The sequence below is a fragment of the Leeuwenhoekiella nanhaiensis genome (assembly GCF_002744755.1).
Lineage (GTDB): Bacteria > Bacteroidota > Bacteroidia > Flavobacteriales > Flavobacteriaceae > Leeuwenhoekiella > Leeuwenhoekiella nanhaiensis.
The window spans coordinates 26,168-43,523 of record NZ_KZ319290.1 but is presented as its reverse complement, the minus strand read 5'-3'; the positions used below and the strand labels follow the sequence as shown (position 1 = coordinate 43,523).

Annotated in this window: 19 protein-coding genes; 9 read left to right on the top strand and 10 right to left on the bottom strand. The window is 42.8% G+C overall.

The window, feature by feature from the left end; genetic code table 11:
• Positions 1 to 32 precede the first annotated feature (32 nt).
• The gene (locus CJ305_RS09010) at positions 33 to 1,259 is read right to left on the bottom strand and encodes a glycosyltransferase family 4 protein (protein ID WP_099645944.1); all 1,227 of its coding nucleotides are present in this window, start codon (positions 1,257 to 1,259) and stop codon (positions 33 to 35) included.
• Between the two features lie 80 nt (positions 1,260 to 1,339).
• Here CJ305_RS09010 and CJ305_RS09005 point away from each other — a divergent pair, with 80 nt between their 5' ends.
• From CJ305_RS09005 to CJ305_RS08990, 4 genes are read left to right on the top strand one after another with little or no spacing between them, the layout of a single operon-like run.
• Positions 1,340 to 1,843, top strand: a complete 504-nt coding sequence (locus tag CJ305_RS09005; protein ID WP_099645943.1) for a GbsR/MarR family transcriptional regulator — start codon at positions 1,340 to 1,342, stop codon at positions 1,841 to 1,843.
• Positions 1,844 to 1,900: 57 nt separating this feature from the next.
• Positions 1,901 to 2,242, top strand: a complete 342-nt coding sequence (locus CJ305_RS09000; protein ID WP_099645942.1) for a hypothetical protein — start codon at positions 1,901 to 1,903, stop codon at positions 2,240 to 2,242.
• Positions 2,243 to 2,253: 11 nt separating this feature from the next.
• Positions 2,254 to 2,637 carry a hypothetical protein gene (locus tag CJ305_RS08995; RefSeq protein ID WP_099645941.1) on the top strand — a complete coding sequence of 128 codons (384 nt, stop codon included), beginning with the start codon at positions 2,254 to 2,256 and terminating at the stop codon, positions 2,635 to 2,637.
• Positions 2,638 to 2,654: 17 nt separating this feature from the next.
• Complete coding sequence (locus CJ305_RS08990; protein WP_099645940.1) at positions 2,655 to 3,050, top strand: hypothetical protein; 396 nt, start codon at positions 2,655 to 2,657, stop codon at positions 3,048 to 3,050.
• 48 nt (positions 3,051 to 3,098) lie between these two features.
• On the opposite strand, the gene gcvP is transcribed toward CJ305_RS08990, so the two are convergent.
• Positions 3,099 to 5,942: an aminomethyl-transferring glycine dehydrogenase gene (gene gcvP / locus CJ305_RS08985; RefSeq protein ID WP_099645939.1), complete on the bottom strand. Its 2,844-nt coding sequence runs from the start codon at positions 5,940 to 5,942 to the stop codon at positions 3,099 to 3,101.
• A 121-nt stretch (positions 5,943 to 6,063) separates the two neighbouring features.
• Here gcvP and CJ305_RS08980 point away from each other — a divergent pair, with 121 nt between their 5' ends.
• A complete protein-coding gene (locus tag CJ305_RS08980; RefSeq protein ID WP_099645938.1) occupies positions 6,064 to 6,888 on the top strand; it encodes a UbiA prenyltransferase family protein in 825 nt (274 codons plus the stop codon).
• Here CJ305_RS08980 and CJ305_RS08975 read toward each other — a convergent pair.
• Positions 6,853 to 7,107: a hypothetical protein gene (locus CJ305_RS08975; protein WP_099645937.1), complete on the bottom strand. Its 255-nt coding sequence runs from the start codon at positions 7,105 to 7,107 to the stop codon at positions 6,853 to 6,855. The two genes, CJ305_RS08980 and CJ305_RS08975, sit on opposite strands and share 36 nt — an antisense overlap.
• Positions 7,108 to 7,110: 3 nt before the next feature.
• Complete coding sequence (locus CJ305_RS08970; protein ID WP_099645936.1) at positions 7,111 to 7,662, bottom strand: sigma-70 family RNA polymerase sigma factor; 552 nt, start codon at positions 7,660 to 7,662, stop codon at positions 7,111 to 7,113.
• Positions 7,663 to 7,815: 153 nt separating this feature from the next.
• Here CJ305_RS08970 and CJ305_RS08965 point away from each other — a divergent pair, with 153 nt between their 5' ends.
• On the top strand, positions 7,816 to 8,337 hold the full coding sequence (locus tag CJ305_RS08965; protein WP_099645935.1) for a methyltransferase domain-containing protein: 522 nt from the start codon (positions 7,816 to 7,818) through the stop codon (positions 8,335 to 8,337).
• Entirely contained in the window at positions 8,334 to 9,182 is an 849-nt protein-coding gene (locus tag CJ305_RS08960) for a glycosyltransferase family 2 protein (protein ID WP_099645934.1), read from the top strand. The genes CJ305_RS08965 and CJ305_RS08960 overlap by 4 nt, the downstream gene beginning before the upstream one ends.
• Here CJ305_RS08960 and pafA read toward each other — a convergent pair.
• Entirely contained in the window at positions 9,174 to 10,814 is a 1,641-nt protein-coding gene (gene pafA / locus CJ305_RS08955) for an alkaline phosphatase PafA (protein WP_099645933.1), read from the bottom strand. The genes CJ305_RS08960 and pafA overlap by 9 nt on opposite strands.
• 112 nt (positions 10,815 to 10,926) lie before the next feature.
• Between pafA and CJ305_RS08950 the strand changes: the two genes are divergently transcribed.
• Positions 10,927 to 11,664, top strand: coding sequence for an MlaE family ABC transporter permease (locus tag CJ305_RS08950; protein ID WP_099645932.1), 738 nt, complete (start codon positions 10,927 to 10,929; stop codon positions 11,662 to 11,664).
• Positions 11,664 to 12,434 carry an ABC transporter ATP-binding protein gene (locus CJ305_RS08945; protein ID WP_099645931.1) on the top strand — a complete coding sequence of 257 codons (771 nt, stop codon included), beginning with the start codon at positions 11,664 to 11,666 and terminating at the stop codon, positions 12,432 to 12,434. Before CJ305_RS08950 ends, CJ305_RS08945 begins: the two co-directional genes overlap by 1 nt.
• On the opposite strand, the gene CJ305_RS08940 is transcribed toward CJ305_RS08945, so the two are convergent.
• The 5 genes from CJ305_RS08940 to CJ305_RS08920 are packed head-to-tail and all read right to left on the bottom strand — an operon-like array spanning position 12,428 to position 17,311.
• Positions 12,428 to 13,873 (bottom strand): DUF389 domain-containing protein, encoded by a 1,446-nt coding sequence (locus tag CJ305_RS08940; RefSeq protein WP_099645930.1) that lies wholly within the window; start codon positions 13,871 to 13,873, stop codon positions 12,428 to 12,430. The two genes, CJ305_RS08945 and CJ305_RS08940, sit on opposite strands and share 7 nt — an antisense overlap.
• 8 nt (positions 13,874 to 13,881) lie before the next feature.
• Positions 13,882 to 14,976 (bottom strand): mannose-1-phosphate guanylyltransferase, encoded by a 1,095-nt coding sequence (locus tag CJ305_RS08935; protein ID WP_223248845.1) that lies wholly within the window; start codon positions 14,974 to 14,976, stop codon positions 13,882 to 13,884.
• Positions 14,977 to 14,980: 4 nt separating this feature from the next.
• The gene (locus tag CJ305_RS08930; protein ID WP_099645929.1) at positions 14,981 to 15,577 is read right to left on the bottom strand and encodes a SprT-like domain-containing protein; all 597 of its coding nucleotides are present in this window, start codon (positions 15,575 to 15,577) and stop codon (positions 14,981 to 14,983) included.
• On the bottom strand, positions 15,577 to 16,260 hold the full coding sequence (locus tag CJ305_RS08925; protein WP_099645928.1) for an SDR family NAD(P)-dependent oxidoreductase: 684 nt from the start codon (positions 16,258 to 16,260) through the stop codon (positions 15,577 to 15,579). Before CJ305_RS08925 ends, CJ305_RS08930 begins: the two co-directional genes overlap by 1 nt.
• The gene (locus CJ305_RS08920) at positions 16,253 to 17,311 is read right to left on the bottom strand and encodes a M28 family metallopeptidase (protein ID WP_099645927.1); all 1,059 of its coding nucleotides are present in this window, start codon (positions 17,309 to 17,311) and stop codon (positions 16,253 to 16,255) included. Before CJ305_RS08920 ends, CJ305_RS08925 begins: the two co-directional genes overlap by 8 nt.
• Positions 17,312 to 17,356 lie beyond the last annotated feature (45 nt).

The following is a 17,356-nucleotide window of genomic DNA, read 5'->3' as shown; positions in this document are numbered from 1 at the left end:
AAGTAAGCTCGAAACCTTTAACTTTTTACTTCTTACCTATTTTTCAACTCAATCCACTTACTCATAAACTTGGAGGCGTGGAGCGATTGATGCCAAAGAACAGCTCCGGTAAAATTATGAAGGCGGTGATCAGCTAGATTTTCTTTGAGGCGGTTGAGCCTTTCGGCGAAAACAGGCTGCCAGAAATCGGCTTGAAAACGGGTGTTGATGATTTTGACTCCCTTAGTTTGAGCTTCCTGCCAGCTTTCTGGATTAGTGTATAAGTCTACCGCAGCTTTGGCAAAAGCTTCAGGCGTATCGTTAATACTTCCGTTAAACGCGAGATTGCCGTGCATACCTTCGCCGCCTACGCTTGTAGTCACTGCCGGAGTACCGCATTGCATCGCATCAAGCAATTTTCCTTTTAATCCTGCGCCGGTAAGCAAAGGTGCCAGTAAAACACGTGCATCTTCAATCACTTCGTGAGCACTTTCGGCTCTGCCCAATACATAAAAATGCTCTTTAAGATTATGCAGTTGGGTATGCTTTTCTGCCGGATACGAACCGTACACCCGCATTTCGGCTTCCGGGAGTTGCTTGCGGATTAATGGCCAGATTTCAGTCTTGAGATAGCGCACCGAAAGCCAGTTGGGCTCGTGCCGAAAATTCCCGATGGTGACAAAGTGCTTTCGGTCTTTAAAGGATTTCCAATTCCGGATCTCATCGTCCTGAATCGCCTCAACCATAAACGGAAGATAGAGCAACTGACCTGCAGGCACCCTAAAAAAATCCTGAAGCAATTGCATCTCAAATTCTGAAATAACCAACGTGAGATCACAACGGTAGATGCTTGCTATTTCGCGTTTGGCGAAGTCATTATGCAAATACGCTTCTGAAAAAGCTTTCCCGTCTTTTAGAGCCGCCTCACGCCCTTTCCGCAGACCGTGCAGATCAATGGTTTCTAAAATACGTAAAGCCTGCGGACATTGCTCCTGAACGCGCCAGCCGTATTGTTCTTCAATCACAAACTTGTCAAACAAAACCAGATCGGGATTGAGTTCTTTTAGATAATCATCAAAAGAGGCATCGTTAAGTTTGATCTCTTTTGTGGAAACATTTTGGCTTTCCAGATTTTCAGAAAGTGGGGTTTTGCCCGCTGCACAGGCAAAATGCACCTCATAACCCGCAACTTGCAGGCCTTTTAGCAAGTGTAAAATACGCGCTCCCGCAGCAGATGATACGGGTTCAGGCCACACGTTACCCAGGATTAATGCTTTCATAAAACAAATATAGTTTTCTTCTGATTAAAAAAACTTTCACATATTATTGAAACTTTAAAATAGTTTACTATATTTGAACTATGGAATTTAAAGAAGCAAAAGAACAATTTCTGCAAACCTGGGGAGCCTTGGGCTCGCAATGGGGTATCAATAAGACGATGGCGCAAATTCACGCCTTGCTTATGATTTCACCAGACTCCCTTTCGATGGAAGAAATTATGGAAGAGCTTCAGATTTCCCGAGGTAATGCCAGTATGAACCTACGCGGACTCATAGATTGGGGTATTGTTTACAAGGAGTACAAACCCGGAGAACGCCGTGAATATTTCAAAGCGGATCAGGATGTGGACTCGCTGGCTCGAAAAATTGCGATTGAGCGCAGTAAGCGCGAGATTCAGCCTACACTGCGCGTTCTGGAAGATGTGCGCAACTTTGATGAAAACGACAGTAGTGAAGCTCAAAAATTCAAGCAGAAAACACAGGAGCTATACGATTTTGTAAGCAGAGCCGATACTATGCTCGAAAAAATTACCAATCAAAAGGAAAACTGGGTAACCAAAACAATCATGAAATTAATGACCTAATATTTTTTACTAATTAATTTCAATATTTTCTGAAAGTTTAAAAGTTTAAGTATTATCATGAACATCATTACCTATATACTATACGTTCTTTTAACCTCGACTGTAATCATTTGGGTAGGTAAAACCTGTTATTCTAAAGGAGAAGTATTTATTCTTAAGGCACTGAATGATCCCTCTCTAACAGCACGGGTAAATCGCTCGTTACTTATAGGTTATTATCTGGTCAATCTTGGATATGTTTTGGTATCTATCCAAACCTGGCCGAGTCTAAATTCTATAGAAGAAATAATCCTTGAATTGAGTCAAAGAACGGGACTTTTAATACTCCTGTTGGGAGGTTTACATTATTTCAACATCTACTTCATAACCGTGCATCTCAAAAAAAATTCTAATCCTTAATACTTTAAACTATGGAAACTTCAAAAATCCTTATCGGCTACTTCATTTATTTACCCATAACTATTTTGTTAACCCTTTATGTATCCCGAATACTTTTTAAAAACGGCAAACTCTTTATGATAGACATTTTTAAGGGCAAAGAAGAAATCGCTTTGGCTACCAATCAATTATTTAAAGTAGGTTTTTATTTGCTCAACATCGGCTTTGCATTAATGATTATGGAAATCCACTCGTACGGGTTTAACGACACCTATCAAAATCTGGTTGAAATACTAAGCTCTAAAATTGGCGGTTTTACAATCTATCTGGGGATTATGCTCTTTTTCAACCTGTTTTTGTTTTTCCGTGGAAGAAAGAAATCAAGACAAACTATGACAAAACAAGTCACTGTCTAGACTTATAATCTCAAGACATGGAAATACACATCCAAATAATAGGTTCGATTTTAATCTTACTAGCCCTGGTTCACATTATATTCCCGAAATACTTCAACTGGAAGCTTGAATTGATAAACCTGAGTTTGATCAATCGTCAAATGATGACTACTCATACCTTCTTTATTGCATTAACCGTATTTCTGATGGGCTTGCTGTGTATCAGTCAAAGTCATTCTCTAACCAGCACCGATTTAGGAAAAACAATCTGCCTGGGATTAGGTATATTCTGGCTGGTACGCTTGTTTTTTCAGCTCTTTATATATTCTGCCAAGCTATGGAAAGGGAAGACTTTTGAAACAATCATACACATTTTCTTTACACTGTTTTGGACCTATATGAGTGTAGTTTTTATGTCTGTTTATTACGCATAAAAAACCCCGCTATTTGCGGGGTTTTTATTTTAACCGACCGTTTCGGTCTTACATATACTCCTCAATTGGAGCGCAAGTACAAATCAGGTTACGATCGCCAAAGGCATCATCTACGCGACGCACGCTTGGCCAGAACTTATTGTCTGCTACATACTCCAGCGGATACGCTGCCTGCTCGCGGGTATAGGGTAAATCCCAGGTATCTGCGGTAAGCATGCTCAGGGTATGCGGAGCATTTTTCAAAACATTATTTGGTTCGTCTGCAGAAGCTGCGTCAATTTCCTTACGGATGTTGATCATCGCATCGCAAAAACGATCCAGTTCTGCTTTACTTTCACTTTCGGTAGGCTCAATCATCATAGTTCCGGCAACCGGGAATGAAACGGTTGGCGCGTGGAAACCGTAATCGATCAAACGCTTCGCGATGTCTACAACTTCAATTCCGTTTTCTTTAAAAGGTCGGCAATCAATGATCATCTCGTGTGCAGCACGTCCCATCTCTCCCGAATACAGCACTTCAAACTTTCCTTTTAAACGCTCTTTGATGTAATTGGCATTTAAAATAGCGGCTTCAGTAGATTCTTTAAGACCGGTTGCACCTAACATTTTGATATAGGCATAGCTGATCAAACAAACCAGTGAAGAACCCCATGGTGCGGCGGAAATAGCTGTAATCGCTTCTGCTCCTCCGGTTTTGATTACCGGGTTTCCGGGTAGAAAAGGCACCAACTGCTCAGCCACACAAATAGGACCAACACCAGGGCCACCACCTCCGTGAGGGATCGCAAAGGTCTTGTGCAAATTGAGGTGACATACATCTGCCCCAATTTTTCCGGGATTGGTTAATCCCACCTGTGCATTCATATTGGCACCGTCCATATATACCTGACCACCGTGCTCGTGAATGATTCCGGTGATTTCCTGAATAGCGCTTTCATACACTCCGTGAGTAGAAGGGTAAGTCACCATCAGCGCAGCCAGATTGTCTTTATACTGCTCGGCTTTTTCGCGTAAATCATCTACATCTATGTTTCCAGCATCGGTGGCTTTAGTTACCACGACCTGCATTCCAGCCATTACTGCACTCGCAGGGTTAGTTCCGTGAGCTGATGAGGGTATTAAACAAATATTACGATGGGCTTCTCCGCGGCTTTCGTGATAGGCTCTAATTACCATTAAACCGGCATACTCACCCTGAGCACCTGAGTTTGGCTGCAAACTGGTCGCGGCAAAACCGGTAATTTCGGTAAGTTGCTCTTCAAGCTTTTTCAAAACGTATTGATAGCCTTCAGCCTGATTTACCGGTACAAATGGATGTATGCCCCCCCAACGCGCATCACTAAGCGGAAGCATTTCAGCAGCTGCATTCAGTTTCATCGTACACGACCCTAGAGAAATCATACTGTGATTTAAAGAAAGATCTTTGCGCTCCAGCTTTTTGATGTAACGCATCAGCTCGGTTTCTGAGTGATAGCTGTTAAACACCTCATTCGTCATAAACTCGCTCTCGCGTTGTAATAAATCAGGAACTGCGTTAAGTTCCTTTAAAGCTTCAAGATGTGTGAATTCTTTCCCTAAAGCTTCAGCAAAAACCGAAATGATTTTATTGAGATCAGCAAGACTGGTAGCCTCGTTTACCGCAATAGAAACCGTATCCTCATCCGGATAGTAGAAATTAATTTCGTTAGCCTCAGCATAGGTACGTACGGTTTTGGCATCTGCCTTAACCCGAATGGTATCAAAATACCCGCTGTTCAACTGGTACAAGCCCAAGTTTTCTAAAGCATCGGTAAGGGTTGCCGCGGTACGGTGAATTTTGGTCGCGATATACTGCAAACCTTTTGGCCCGTGATACACTCCGTACATTCCTGCCATAACGGCCAGAAGCACCTGGGCGGTACAAATGTTTGAAGTAGCCTTATCGCGCTTAATGTGTTGCTCACGGGTTTGTAGCGCCATACGCAGGGCGCGGTCGCCGTTCATGTCTTTACTCACCCCAATGATACGCCCGGGAATGTTACGCTTGTATTCTTCGCGTGTGGCAAAATAAGCCGCGTGCGGACCACCATATCCCAGCGGAATACCAAAACGTTGGGTGGTACCTACCACAACGTCTGCTCCCAGTTTGCCGGGAGCTTCAAGTAATACAAGACTCATCAAATCTGCGGCAACAGCAACTTTAATATCCAGATCGTGTGCTTTTTTGATAAAGCCGGTGTAATCGTGAATCTCTCCGGTCGCTGATGGATACTGAATTAAAGCGCCAAAAAACTCATCGCTAAAATCAAACTCCTGGGCTCGACCTACCACGAGCTCTACCCCTACCGGAATCGCACGGGTTTGTAATACTGAAAGGGTCTGGGGGAAAATATCTTTATCTACAAAAAATTTGGAGGTTCTGTTTTTCTTTTGATCGCGGGTACGAACACCGGCAAGCAAGGTCATCGCTTCGGCGGCTGCAGTAGCTTCATCAAGAAGTGAGGCATTGGCGAGTTCCATCCCGGTAAGATCAGCGACCATAGTCTGAAAATTGAGCAAGGCTTCCAGACGTCCCTGAGCAATCTCAGCCTGATACGGAGTATAAGCCGTGTACCAGCCCGGATTTTCCAAAATATTACGCTGAATAACCGCAGGAGTCTTTGACTCGTGATACCCCAGACCTATATAGGTTTTAAACAATTTGTTTTTGTTTGCAAGGGCGTTGATATGCGTGGCATATTCATATTCGCTCAATGCAGGTTCCAGATTGAGGGGCTTCTGAAGCTTGATACCATCAGGCAGGGTTTCGTAGATTAACTGATCAATACTAGCTGCACCAATTGCTTCAAGCATTTGCTCCTTTTCCTCTGGTCGTGGCCCTATATGCCGCAAAGCAAAAACATCTGTTCTCATATACAATTTTGTATTTTTTTAATGCCGCAAAATTACAATATCACAACCGATTATTTGAATATGCAGATATTAGTTTTTAACCACTACAATCAGTTATCAACACATGCTTTAACTTTAGCCCGTGAAGCACCTTAAAGCTCTTTTTGATTTCTACATCAACAGCAGTTTGCACGTCTCTCTCGCCGTGCTTGCTCTGGTATGGGTTACCGAAATTCAACTGGCATTAAACCCGCAACCCCTGCTCTACGGGTTTGTGTTTTTCGGGAGTATTACCGGCTATAACTTTGTGAAGTACGCGGCACTGGCCGGTTTACACCACAGGCATCTGACTCAAAGCCTGAAAAGCATACAGACGTTTTCATTGCTTTGCTTTCTGGCGTTTTGCTATTTTGCCTTTCAGTTTGATTGGGTTTTCTGGTTGTATTGCATTCCGCTGGGAATATTGACGCTTCTATATGCTATCCCGTTTTTGCCTCACAAAAAGAATTTACGCCGAATACCTACCTTAAAAGTTTTCATTATAGCGGCGGTTTGGGCAGGAGTAACGGTTTATCTTCCCGCGATTGGCGCAGATCGTTTAGACTTTTCGGTCTCGATCCTATTCCTGCAGCGCGTATTGTTGGTTTTGGCACTAATGATACCTTTTGAGATTCGGGATCTTACCTATGATGCTTTAGCGCTGAATACCCTACCTCAGGTTTTAGGCATAAAAAAAACCAAACTTCTGGGTTTGGCCTTGCTAATAGGTTTTGTGGCTTTGGAATTTACAATTCCGGGAAACCGAACCGGATACATCGTAATCACCTGTATTTTGGGACTTATTACCGCTTTTTCAATTCTAAAAGCTACAACACATCAGTCTAGCTATTACGCATCTTTTTTCGTTGAGGGAATCCCTGTTTTATGGTGGTTAATGTTGCTCGCCTTTTGCCAGCTCACGCTCTAATTCTTCACGGATACGCTTTTTACATTCCTCAGGCATTTGCTTGCACTTGGGATCTTTCATCAGCCTGGTGAGTTTTGCATTGCGCTCCGAATAATCTGCACAGTGTTTACAAACCAAATTGTGAAAGCGCACTTTCAACTTATCAAAAAAGGAGGCATCATCATACTGCCCTTTATCACAAAGGTGCCCGGCTTTTTTACAATCTACAAATAGTTTCATCGTTTATAACCAGTTTTCTTCTAAGCAACTTGCCAGTGCTGTACGGGCTCGGTGAATTATTACCCACAGATTAGACGGCGTGATATTAAATTCTTTACAAATAGTTTCGGTATCCTGACCTTCAATGGTCTTTTTCTTGAAAATCGCGGCCTGCTTTTCCGGCAATTTATCGATACACGCATAAATCGCCACGCCTAGCTCGGTATTTTCCAAATCATCTTCAGCAGTACGATCAAAGGGATCTGCTACGCGCTCCTCAAGCCAGTCACCTCCCTCTTCATCATCGTTATAGTTGACCCGAACCTCTGCCTTTCCTTTTTTAGAATTGATTTTGCGGTAGTAATCTATAATTTTTCGCTTTAAGATCGAAATCAGCCACGTGCGTTCACTGGCCTCCCCCTTAAAGTTCTTCATCGACTTCAAGCCGGCAAGGAAGGTTTCTGAAATGATATCTTCAGCCACCTCCTTATCGTTTACCTTCACAATCGTGTAATTGTACAGGTAATCTGAATATTTATCCACCCATTTTGAGGGATCGAGTTGGTGGTCTGCCATATTAGAATTATAGATCGTGCTGTCGCGACGCAAATTTAAACAAATAAGATCGAGTTAAACCCTTTGAGCCGTATTTTCAAAAACCAAAAATAAAGCCTTGCCATTGCAACACAACTCTTACTTTTGCGATTACAAATTTGCAACCTGCTTCTAGTGTACGAAAAAACCTTTCCCAATAAACGTTTTGCCATCACGGCAGCCTTTTTGAAAGAAGTGCTCCCGCCCGGCAGCAGCATTCTGGATCTCGGAGTTGAAAATCCGTTTTCTGAGATCATGAAAAAAGAGGGCTATCAGGTAACCAACACGAGCGGTGAAGATTTAGACCTCGATACGAGTGCGGTACAAAACACCGATGCAGATGCGGTTACCGCTTTTGAAATTTTTGAACATTTACTCGCACCTTTTAATGTACTGAAGGATATTAAAGCCGATAAACTCGTGGCCAGCATTCCACTTAAACTGTGGTTTGCTCCTGCCTATCGTAGCAAAACCGACAAATGGGACCGGCACTATCACGAGTTTGAAGACTGGCAGTTTGACTGGCTTTTAGAAAAGTCGGGCTGGGAGATCAAAAAACGCAAACAGTTTACGCATCCTGTAAAAAAACTGGGGTTGCGACCGCTTTTGCGCCTGTTTACACCGCGCTATTATTTAATTTACGCAGAGCGGAAATGAGAATGGCTGTAATCATACCGGCGTATAACGAGGCCGATTTAATCGCAAAAACGCTCGACTCGCTTTTGGCTCAAAGTTATAAGGCCGAAAACATCATCGTAGTTGATGACGGAAGCACTGACGAGACTCCAAAAATCATCGCTTCCTATTCTGAAAAGCATCCCGAAATACAATTGGTTGAAAAAAAATCGGAAGCAGCCCACCTACCCGGAAGCAAAGTTGTGCAGGCTTTTAACTACGGCCTGAAGCATTTGAAAACCGATTATGACCTGCTGTGCAAGTTTGACGCAGATTTGATTTTTCCTGATAATTATCTAAAAACCGTAAAGCAGGCATTTGAACAAAACCCAAAGCTCGGGATGTACGGCGGTTTTTGTTACGTAGAGCGCAACGGCAGCTGGGAACTCGAAAATCTCACCAATAAAGACCATATACGCGGTGCCCTTAAATGCTATCGCAAAGCCTGCTTTGAAGCCATTGGCGGACTCAAAACCGCGATGGGATGGGATACGCTAGACGAACTTTTGGCACAATACCACGGCTGGGAAGTGGCTACCAATACTGATTTGCAGGTAAAGCATCTGAAACCAACCGGGCATACCTATTCGGCTAAAGCCAAATACAAACAAGGCGAGGCCTTTTACGGAATGCGCTATGGTTTTATACTTACCGGGATCGCTTCGGCAAAACTGGCGATGCGTAAAAAGAGCCTCAGGCTCTTTAAAAATTATCTAAGTGGTTACTTGAGAGCCAAACAAAAACACCTTCCCTTTTTGGTCACAAAAGAAGAAGGTGCGTTTATACGTAAACTCCGCTGGAAAAAGATCCGGGAGAAATTATTCTAAAACCTCAGCGATTACTTTGCCGGTGGTTCCATTAGGGAATTCAATACCTAAAAGTACGGCTATCGTAGGCGCTATATCCGGAATTTCGGTGAGCTCGTAGGTTTTTCCTTTTTTAATTCCGGCTCCGTAAAACAAGAGCGGCGCATGCGTATCATAAGAAAAAGCCGAGCCGTGCGTAGACCCGGTACGTGAATAACTGATTACCCCGGGATCAAGCACCAGAAATACATCTCCGCTACGCTTTTGGTTAAAACCTTTCTGAATCAAAGCTGCAACGCCGCTGGTGTAATTGGCCTGATTGAGTTCGGCGCGGGTGTAAACCTTATCCATAAGATCGTATTGCAGGGCAAAATGCGCGATTTTTTGCTGAAGCTCTTCGGCATTGATTTCTGCCGCGGCAAGATTTTCATAATTGAAAAATACCTGATAATTTGAAATATCTTCAATCAAGCCTTCTTCTCCAAATTCAGAAACAACAAACTCATTTAGTGCAGTTTCAAAAGCCCGGTTATCAAAATAGCCTGAAGGGATTTTATTAGCACTCAAATACGCCGGAACATTGACCGCCCCATGGTCTGCGGTTAAGAAAACGGTATAATTGCCTTTACCAACTTTTTCATCTAAAGCATCAAGCAAACGCTCCAGGTCCAGATCGAGGCGCACGTACATATCTTCAACTTCCTTTGAATTGACTCCAAAATTGTGACCTACATAATCGGTCGCGCTGTAACTCACCGCCAGAAAATCGGTATCGGCATCCTGACCTAAGCCCTCTGCATCAAGAGCCTCAAGCGCAAAATCGGTAGTCAGATTGTTTCCATAAGGGGTTGATTTTAAAAGCGAATAGCCTCCGTTCTGTTCAGCTAATTCCGCAAGATCGTACGGAAAAACAGCCTCTTCCTTACCTCTGAACCCACCTTCATACGTATTGAGGTCGTCCCCGCTTTCGATATAAGTTTCAATAGGTTTGAGGGTATTCCATTCTTTCAGGTAACTTTTCGCTTTCGCGGAAGCGTTAAAATCCTGCACCCATTTTGGTAATTCGTTCATATAAAAAGTACTGGTAATCCACTTGCCTTCGTCTCCGCCTTCAAACCAGTAGGCCGCGTTGGCCGTATGACCCGCAGGAAGGATTGCTCCCCGGTCTTTTAATGAGATACCGATGGTTTTACCACGCATTTGGGTATGTAAGCGGTTTTGGTCTGTAACCGTAGTCGTGAGCATGCGATGCGGGGACATCTGCCCTGCAGGGCCGTCAATCCCAACCGAAGCTACCGCAGTATCTCCCGCGCAATAGACCTGCTGCTTTTCAAATTTGTTGTACCAGTTGTTTGAAATGATACCGTGATTGGCCGGTGTAGTCCCCGTATAAATAGAAGCGTGACCCGGACCGGTGTAGGTGGGCACGTAATTAAAATGATTGTTGCGGCACTCAAAACCGTCTGACATCAGGCGTTTAAAACCCCTGTCACCAAATTGTGCTTCAAAACGGGTGAGGTAGTCAAATCGCATTTGATCAACGACAATCCCCACCACTAATTTGGGCTTCTGAGAGGTAGTCTGCGCGTTACCGGGCTGAAACCCCAGCGCAGCAAGACCAATAAGAAACATTTTAATGTTTTTAAATTTCATAATCTGCAGTTTTACCCTGCAAAACTAAGGCTTTAGACCAATAATAAGATTAAGTTAATCTTAAATAGCCTTCCCGTCTATTTTTGCTATTTTTAAACCTGAAAAATACACTATGGGATACCTGAAAGAGATCGGTGCTTATTTTATGATGATTAAGGGTGTTTTTATAAAACCTACCAAAACATCTGTACTTAGAAATCTTATTTTAAAAGAAATTGACGACCTGATCATCGGTTCGTTAGGTATTGTTTGTTTTATTTCGTTTTTCGTGGGTGGTGTGGTTGCGATTCAAACTGCACTGAATATGGACAACCCCATTCTCCCTAAATCCCTCATCGGTTTTGCTTCAAGACAATCTATCATTCTTGAGTTTGCGCCTACCTTTATTTCGATCATTATGGCCGGAAAGGTGGGATCGTTTATCACTTCGAGCATAGGCACAATGCGGGTTACCGAACAGATAGATGCGCTCGAGGTAATGGGAATCAACTCGCTAAACTATCTGGTTTTCCCAAAAATCGTTGCGATGCTGTTCTATCCTTTTGTAATCGCCATTGCGATGTTCCTGGGTATTTTAGGAGGTTATGCTGCGGCTGTTTTTGGTGGTTTTGCCACGGGAGATCAATTTATACAGGGGCTTCAGGAAGATTTTGTGCCGTTTCAACTGGTTTACGCCTTTATAAAGACCTTTATTTTTGCCTTATTATTGGCGACCATTCCTTCCTATTTTGGATATTATATGAAAGGCGGAGCTTTAGAAGTGGGTAAAGCCAGTACCACCTCATTTGTGTGGACGAGTGTGTTTATCATTCTCTCAAATTATTTAGTCACCCAATTACTTTTAAGCTAATGATTGAAGTTAAAGAATTAAAGAAAGGATTTGGTGGTGATGAACTCGTTTTAAAAGGGATTTCGACCAAATTTGAGAAAGGTAAAACCAATTTGATCATTGGCCAGTCGGGCTCTGGTAAAACTGTGTTTTTAAAATGCCTGCTCGGGCTTTTCAGACCTACCGAAGGAAAAATCGTGTACGACGGTGAGGCCTATTCTGAACTGTCTTCAGAAAAGCAACGTACCCTACGTGAGCAGATGGGAATGGTTTTTCAAGGAAGTGCGCTTTTTGACTCGATGACCGTTGAAGAAAATATCATGTTTCCGCTTAAAATGTTTACCAAACAGCGTAAAGCCGAACGTCGCGAGCGCGCTAACGAGGTAATCAAGCGCGTAAACCTCATCAATGCAAACAATAAATTACCTTCTGAAATTTCGGGAGGTATGCAAAAACGGGTGGCCATTGCTCGGGCTATTGTAAATAACCCGAAGTATTTGTTTTGTGATGAACCCAACTCGGGTCTTGACCCGCGTACGGCAACCCTAATTGATAATCTGGTGCAGGAAATCACACACGAATATGACATTACCACAATTATCAACACCCACGATATGAACTCGGTAATGGAAATTGGCGAAAAAATTGTCTTCCTTCAAAAAGGACGATTAGCCTGGGAAGGTTCTAAAGAAACGATTTTCAGAACCGACAATGAGGATGTGACCAACTTCGTGTATTCTTCAGACCTTTTCAAAAAAGTACGGGAAGCGGTTATTAAAGAACATCAATAACGGGCTATTGCCAGAGTATCCAACTGGTATTTTAGCTTTAACCAGGTTTTGAGTTTTTGTTCTTCCTTGCGCTTCTGAGCCTCAGACAGCGATGGCTTCCAAGCGATCATAAACGTTGGGATTGTATCGGCTTTTTCAAAATTGGTGTTGATCGTATTTGAAAAACCAAAACGCTCAATATCCTCATAATTTACGTGGACTTCTTCACTAAGACTCTGAAAAGGTAAAGCAGCCGACTTAAGTCGGTTTAATTCATTTTCCAAAAGCAAAATCTGCTGATTCTTATCTGCGATGGCTTGCTGATTGTTAGCATACAAATCTTCGAGAATTCCGGTTTTAACCTGATTGCTTAATTGTTCTGCCATGGCTGTGCTCTGGTCAGCTCCCTGATTGATACGCAATTCGGCAATCGCAAGCTTCGGATTTGAAGCAAATTCTTCTTTCCATTTGGCAATGGTATTTTTAGGAACCAGATTCCCAATAAGAAACAATTCTACTTTCTTATCCTTATAGTCAATATTTGGGCTAAGAATCGAAGTTCCGTCGTGCTTAACTGTTTCCTCTACAAAATTGGTTGCCTCATTTTTAAATACCTGCTCTTTATACAGGTTGTAAAACAGAAACATACTGGGAACCATAACCACAATCCCAATTGCTGAAGCCATCTGACTGATAAAACGCCGCCTTCTGGAATTGGCGTATTTCACCATTGGGAAACCCAGTAATTTAGAAACCACAAAGGTTGAAAGCGCTATAAAAACCGCATTGATAGAGAATAAATACAAAGCTCCGGTTGCGTAGGCTCCATTACCTATCGCCAGACCATAGCCAACGGTACACAGAGGCGGCATCAAAGCCGTAGCGATAGCAACGCCAAAGATCACACTGGCAATCGTACCTTTTTTAGTCTTCGCTACAATAAGTGCCAAACCACCGAAAATAGCTACCAAAACATCCAAAATAGTAGGATAGGTCCTTCCTAAAAGCTCTGAATTGTCTGCTTTCAGCGGAATCAGTAAAAAGTAAATAAACGCAGTAAGTACACTCAGGGAGACCATAACGGCCAGGTTGATCATAGAACGCCGAAGCATTTCGACATCATTAATCGCAAGCGAAAGACCTGCACCTACAATAGGCCCCATAAGAGGCGAGATTAACATCGCACCGATGATCACCGCCGTACTACCTACATTGAGACCAATACTGGCCACAAAAATCGCAAAAATGAGAATCCAGGCATTATGCCCTTTAAACGAGATGTCCTTTTTAACCGCTTCAATAGTAGAATCGCGGTCGGTATCGTGACGTATGTCTAAAAGCTCAGATAAAAACACGCGTGTATTTTGCCAAAGACTTTTAGCATCGCGCTTTACAGCTTCGTTAGAAACCTTTTCAGAACCTGTTGAATTTAAATTATCCCGTTTTGATTGATCTTCCATGAATTGATTTAAACTAAATCTTCCCCGAATTGTTCAGCCACCGCAGCACGCATCAGTTTTACATCCTGCTCTTTGGATTTCGGCATAATCACTAAAACATCCTTGCTGTCCACGATAATATAATCTTCAAGACCTTCAACGACCACTACCTTTCCTTTATCAGAACGAATCAGGTTACCGCGTACATCCTTTTTAATGCAACGGGCATTGACCACTACATTTTCAGCCTCATCTTTTTCCAGATTGTCGTAAAGTGCACCCCAGGCTCCCAAATCGCTCCAATCAAAAGTTGCCGGGATCACTCCCACATTTTTACTCTTTTCCAGAATACCGTAGTCGATACTTATGTTTTCGGCTTTGGCATAATTCTCTGCGATAAAAGCTGCTTCAGCATCCGTATTTAAAGCGTCATAACCCGAGTTAAAAAGCGCATACATCTCAGGCAGGTATTTTTCAAAAGCTTCAATAATAGCTTTTGCACTCCAAATAAAAATTCCGGCATTCCACGAGTAATTACCTTCAGCTAAAAATTGCTTAGCCGTCTCATAGTCTGGCTTTTCTTTAAAAGCTTTAACCTGCTTTACTGCAGAATCACCGGCAGTATATTGAATATAACCGTATCCTGTATGAGGAAAAGTAGGTTCAATTCCTAAAGTAACTAATAGTTTTTCTTCAGAAGTATCCTGCTCGCAAGCTTTAAATCCTGTCTCTAAATTATTGAGAAATGATTTTTCATCTTCTATCCAGTGATCACTTGGAGCAACAATCATCACTGCATCGGGATTGTTTTTGTAAATCTTCAGCGCGGCCAAAAGAATACAGGGTGCGGTGTTGCGCATTGCCGGCTCCAAAACAATATTTTGATCCTTCACCTTGGGTAATTGTTCATTGACCAGGGCTTTGTATTTTTCATTGGTAAGTACCAAAACATTATCAGCAGGTACGGTCTGTGACAACCTCCCAAACGTACGCTCAATGAGGGTTTCCCCGGCGCCCAGAATGTCGTGAAATTGCTTTGGATAGCTGGCTTTACTCAAAGGCCAAAAACGGGAACCAACTCCCCCGGCCATAATAATTGCGTAATAATTGTCGTTTTTAGTCATGTGCTTATTTTAAAAGTTCAACCTCAGCATTAGGCTGAAACAGGTAAATTTTTCCGGTTTCGGTTTCTTTACACTCGTAGCGTTTTACAACCCTATTCCCTTTTTGAAAAACCTTACCATTGTAAAGTTTAAAAAGGCTTCCAACCGGCAGCTCAAATATATAGCTTTTATCACTAGGCGGGTCGAATTGTTTAAGTGCCAAAGACAAACGAGCATCTGTATCGCTACTTGCTTTTGGGTTTTTAAAGTGGTTTGCGATAAGTGGCAAAAGCTGCTTCGGAAAGATCTCCGGCCGTATAAACGGAAGCATCAGTTTCTGAAAACTGTATTTCCACTCGCTACCGTGTGGCTTGATGCGACTGCCAAATTTCTTAAAAGCCACCAGATGGGCAATCTCGTGAATGAGTGTAATGAGAAACCGATATTTATTAAGATTGGCGTTTACGGTAATCTGATGCCCACCACCCGGCATTTTGCGATAATCGCCATGACGGGTTACCCGCTCATTTACTATTTTGAGGTGCACCCCAAAGCTTTTGATCAGTTCAAAAACCGGATCAACCGCCTGCTCAGGTATATATCGCGTCAAAATTGTTTTCATCAGGGTGTAGAAGCAGAAACCTGTAAAACCTTACCGTTATAGAATTTATGTGCTGTTAGTGCAAAATTTGCAATATATGTTGCCATTTCATCGGGTTGAAGAGGCGCCTGATACCCCGGAAATGCCTCTTCAAGCATTTCGGTTTGAACCGCACCAAGTGCCAGTACGTTAAAAGCGATACCCTGCTCCTTATATTCTTCGGCCAGTAATTCGCTGAGGGTAATTACCGCCCCTTTACTGGAACTATATGCAGCCAGCCCCGGAAACTTAGCACTCCCCTGAACGCCACCCATACTGCTTATGGTAACCACGTGCGAACCGGCATTCATAAAAGGCAATACCGCCTGTGTCAATTGAGCCACGCCAAAAACATTCACTTCGTATACCTTTTGGAAATCAGCTGTGCTGAGCTCTTCAAAGGGTTTGTTTACCAAAGCACCTGCATTGTGAATGAGCACATCTACATTCTGCCATTCCGTTTTCACCCAATCCTGAACCTTTTTCAAATCGGTCTGAGAAGCAATATCAAACGAAAAAGCAGTCACCTGGTCTAAATCAAGTTCAATACAGGGTTTTTCATTTCGCGAAAGCGCTAAAACCTGATGCCCCTGCTCTGCCAGTTGCTTTACCAGCTCAAGACCAATGCCCCGGCTGGTTCCTGTAACTATAATACGTTTACTCATTCCAGATGATTTCCTGACTTGGAGTCGTTAAAATTCCCTCAAGACCGGGAATAAGTTGATTAGCTACATTAGCCATATGCTCATAATCCATCAAAGAAGCTTCATCCCCTACTTTATGATAATGATCAAAATTGGTAAAGTCAAAAGTCGATACTGTCTGAGCAGGAATTTTAAATACCTGATAAAATGCATAATTATCGCTGCGCTTAAACAGGTTATATTGTTTTGCCTGTGGTAAGAAACCTAAGACTTTTGCTCCCGCATACGCATTGAATTGCTGAGCCAGATTGCTGTTTTCATATCCCGTTAGGTACAGCGTATAATCTTTATCAGACATAGGCAAACCCACCATCTCAATATTAAACATCACATAAGGAGTGATTGAAGTACTTTTTAAACGATCGGCAAGATGCGCTGACCCCAGTAAGCCCATTTCTTCCGCAGAAAAAAGTGCAAATAAAATACTGCGTTTGTTTGTTTTCGCCTTTGCGAAATAACGCGCTAAAGCCATTACGGTAGCCGTACCTGAAGCATTATCATTAGCTCCATTAGCTATAACATCACCGTTTTCAGCCTGAGCCGTACCAATGTGATCGTAGTGTGCTCCAATAATTACATACTCCTTTTTGAGTTCAGGGTCTGTACCTTCTAAAACACCAACCACATTGTAGCCTGATTTTCCTTTGGCATCAAATTTATCACGGTAGGAAGTGAAATACGGCTGCAGCCCGGCATCCTGAAAGGCTTTTATGATGTAGGTGGCGGCCTCCTCAATTTCCGGAGTTCCGGTTTCACGACCTTTTAAAGCATCTGAAGCTAAAAACCCCACATCTTTTTGAAGCGCTTCAGGCGAAACGTATTGCTTAAAATCTTTTGCCTTTGGTAATTTCTCAGTCGGCTTAAACAGAACTTCTTCAGTCCCGTTGTTAGCAGGTACGGTATAGCCATTTGAAGCATTCTGGGCTGCGCCCTCTTCCACCGGCTTTACCGGACTTGTACTTCCGCAGGCGATCAAAAGAGCGCTGCAGGCAGTTAAAACTAATTTTCTCATAGTTTTCAATATAAAAAATCCCGCCAAAATAGACGGGATTTGTAT

Coding starts and splice junctions, on each gene's coding strand:
- CJ305_RS09010 (WP_099645944.1), bottom strand. CDS start 1,259: ATGAAAGCATTAATCCTGGGTAACGTGTGGCCTGAACCCGTATCATCT.
- CJ305_RS09005 (WP_099645943.1), top strand. CDS start 1,340: ATGGAATTTAAAGAAGCAAAAGAACAATTTCTGCAAACCTGGGGAGCC.
- CJ305_RS09000 (WP_099645942.1), top strand. CDS start 1,901: ATGAACATCATTACCTATATACTATACGTTCTTTTAACCTCGACTGTA.
- CJ305_RS08995 (WP_099645941.1), top strand. CDS start 2,254: ATGGAAACTTCAAAAATCCTTATCGGCTACTTCATTTATTTACCCATA.
- CJ305_RS08990 (WP_099645940.1), top strand. CDS start 2,655: ATGGAAATACACATCCAAATAATAGGTTCGATTTTAATCTTACTAGCC.
- gcvP (WP_099645939.1), bottom strand. CDS start 5,942: ATGAGAACAGATGTTTTTGCTTTGCGGCATATAGGGCCACGACCAGAG.
- CJ305_RS08975 (WP_099645937.1), bottom strand. CDS start 7,107: ATGAAACTATTTGTAGATTGTAAAAAAGCCGGGCACCTTTGTGATAAA.
- CJ305_RS08970 (WP_099645936.1), bottom strand. CDS start 7,662: ATGGCAGACCACCAACTCGATCCCTCAAAATGGGTGGATAAATATTCA.
- CJ305_RS08960 (WP_099645934.1), top strand. CDS start 8,334: ATGAGAATGGCTGTAATCATACCGGCGTATAACGAGGCCGATTTAATC.
- pafA (WP_099645933.1), bottom strand. CDS start 10,814: ATGAAATTTAAAAACATTAAAATGTTTCTTATTGGTCTTGCTGCGCTG.
- CJ305_RS08950 (WP_099645932.1), top strand. CDS start 10,927: ATGGGATACCTGAAAGAGATCGGTGCTTATTTTATGATGATTAAGGGT.
- CJ305_RS08945 (WP_099645931.1), top strand. CDS start 11,664: ATGATTGAAGTTAAAGAATTAAAGAAAGGATTTGGTGGTGATGAACTC.
- CJ305_RS08940 (WP_099645930.1), bottom strand. CDS start 13,873: ATGGAAGATCAATCAAAACGGGATAATTTAAATTCAACAGGTTCTGAA.
- CJ305_RS08935 (WP_223248845.1), bottom strand. CDS start 14,976: ATGACTAAAAACGACAATTATTACGCAATTATTATGGCCGGGGGAGTT.
- CJ305_RS08930 (WP_099645929.1), bottom strand. CDS start 15,577: ATGAAAACAATTTTGACGCGATATATACCTGAGCAGGCGGTTGATCCG.
- CJ305_RS08925 (WP_099645928.1), bottom strand. CDS start 16,260: ATGAGTAAACGTATTATAGTTACAGGAACCAGCCGGGGCATTGGTCTT.
- CJ305_RS08920 (WP_099645927.1), bottom strand. CDS start 17,311: ATGAGAAAATTAGTTTTAACTGCCTGCAGCGCTCTTTTGATCGCCTGC.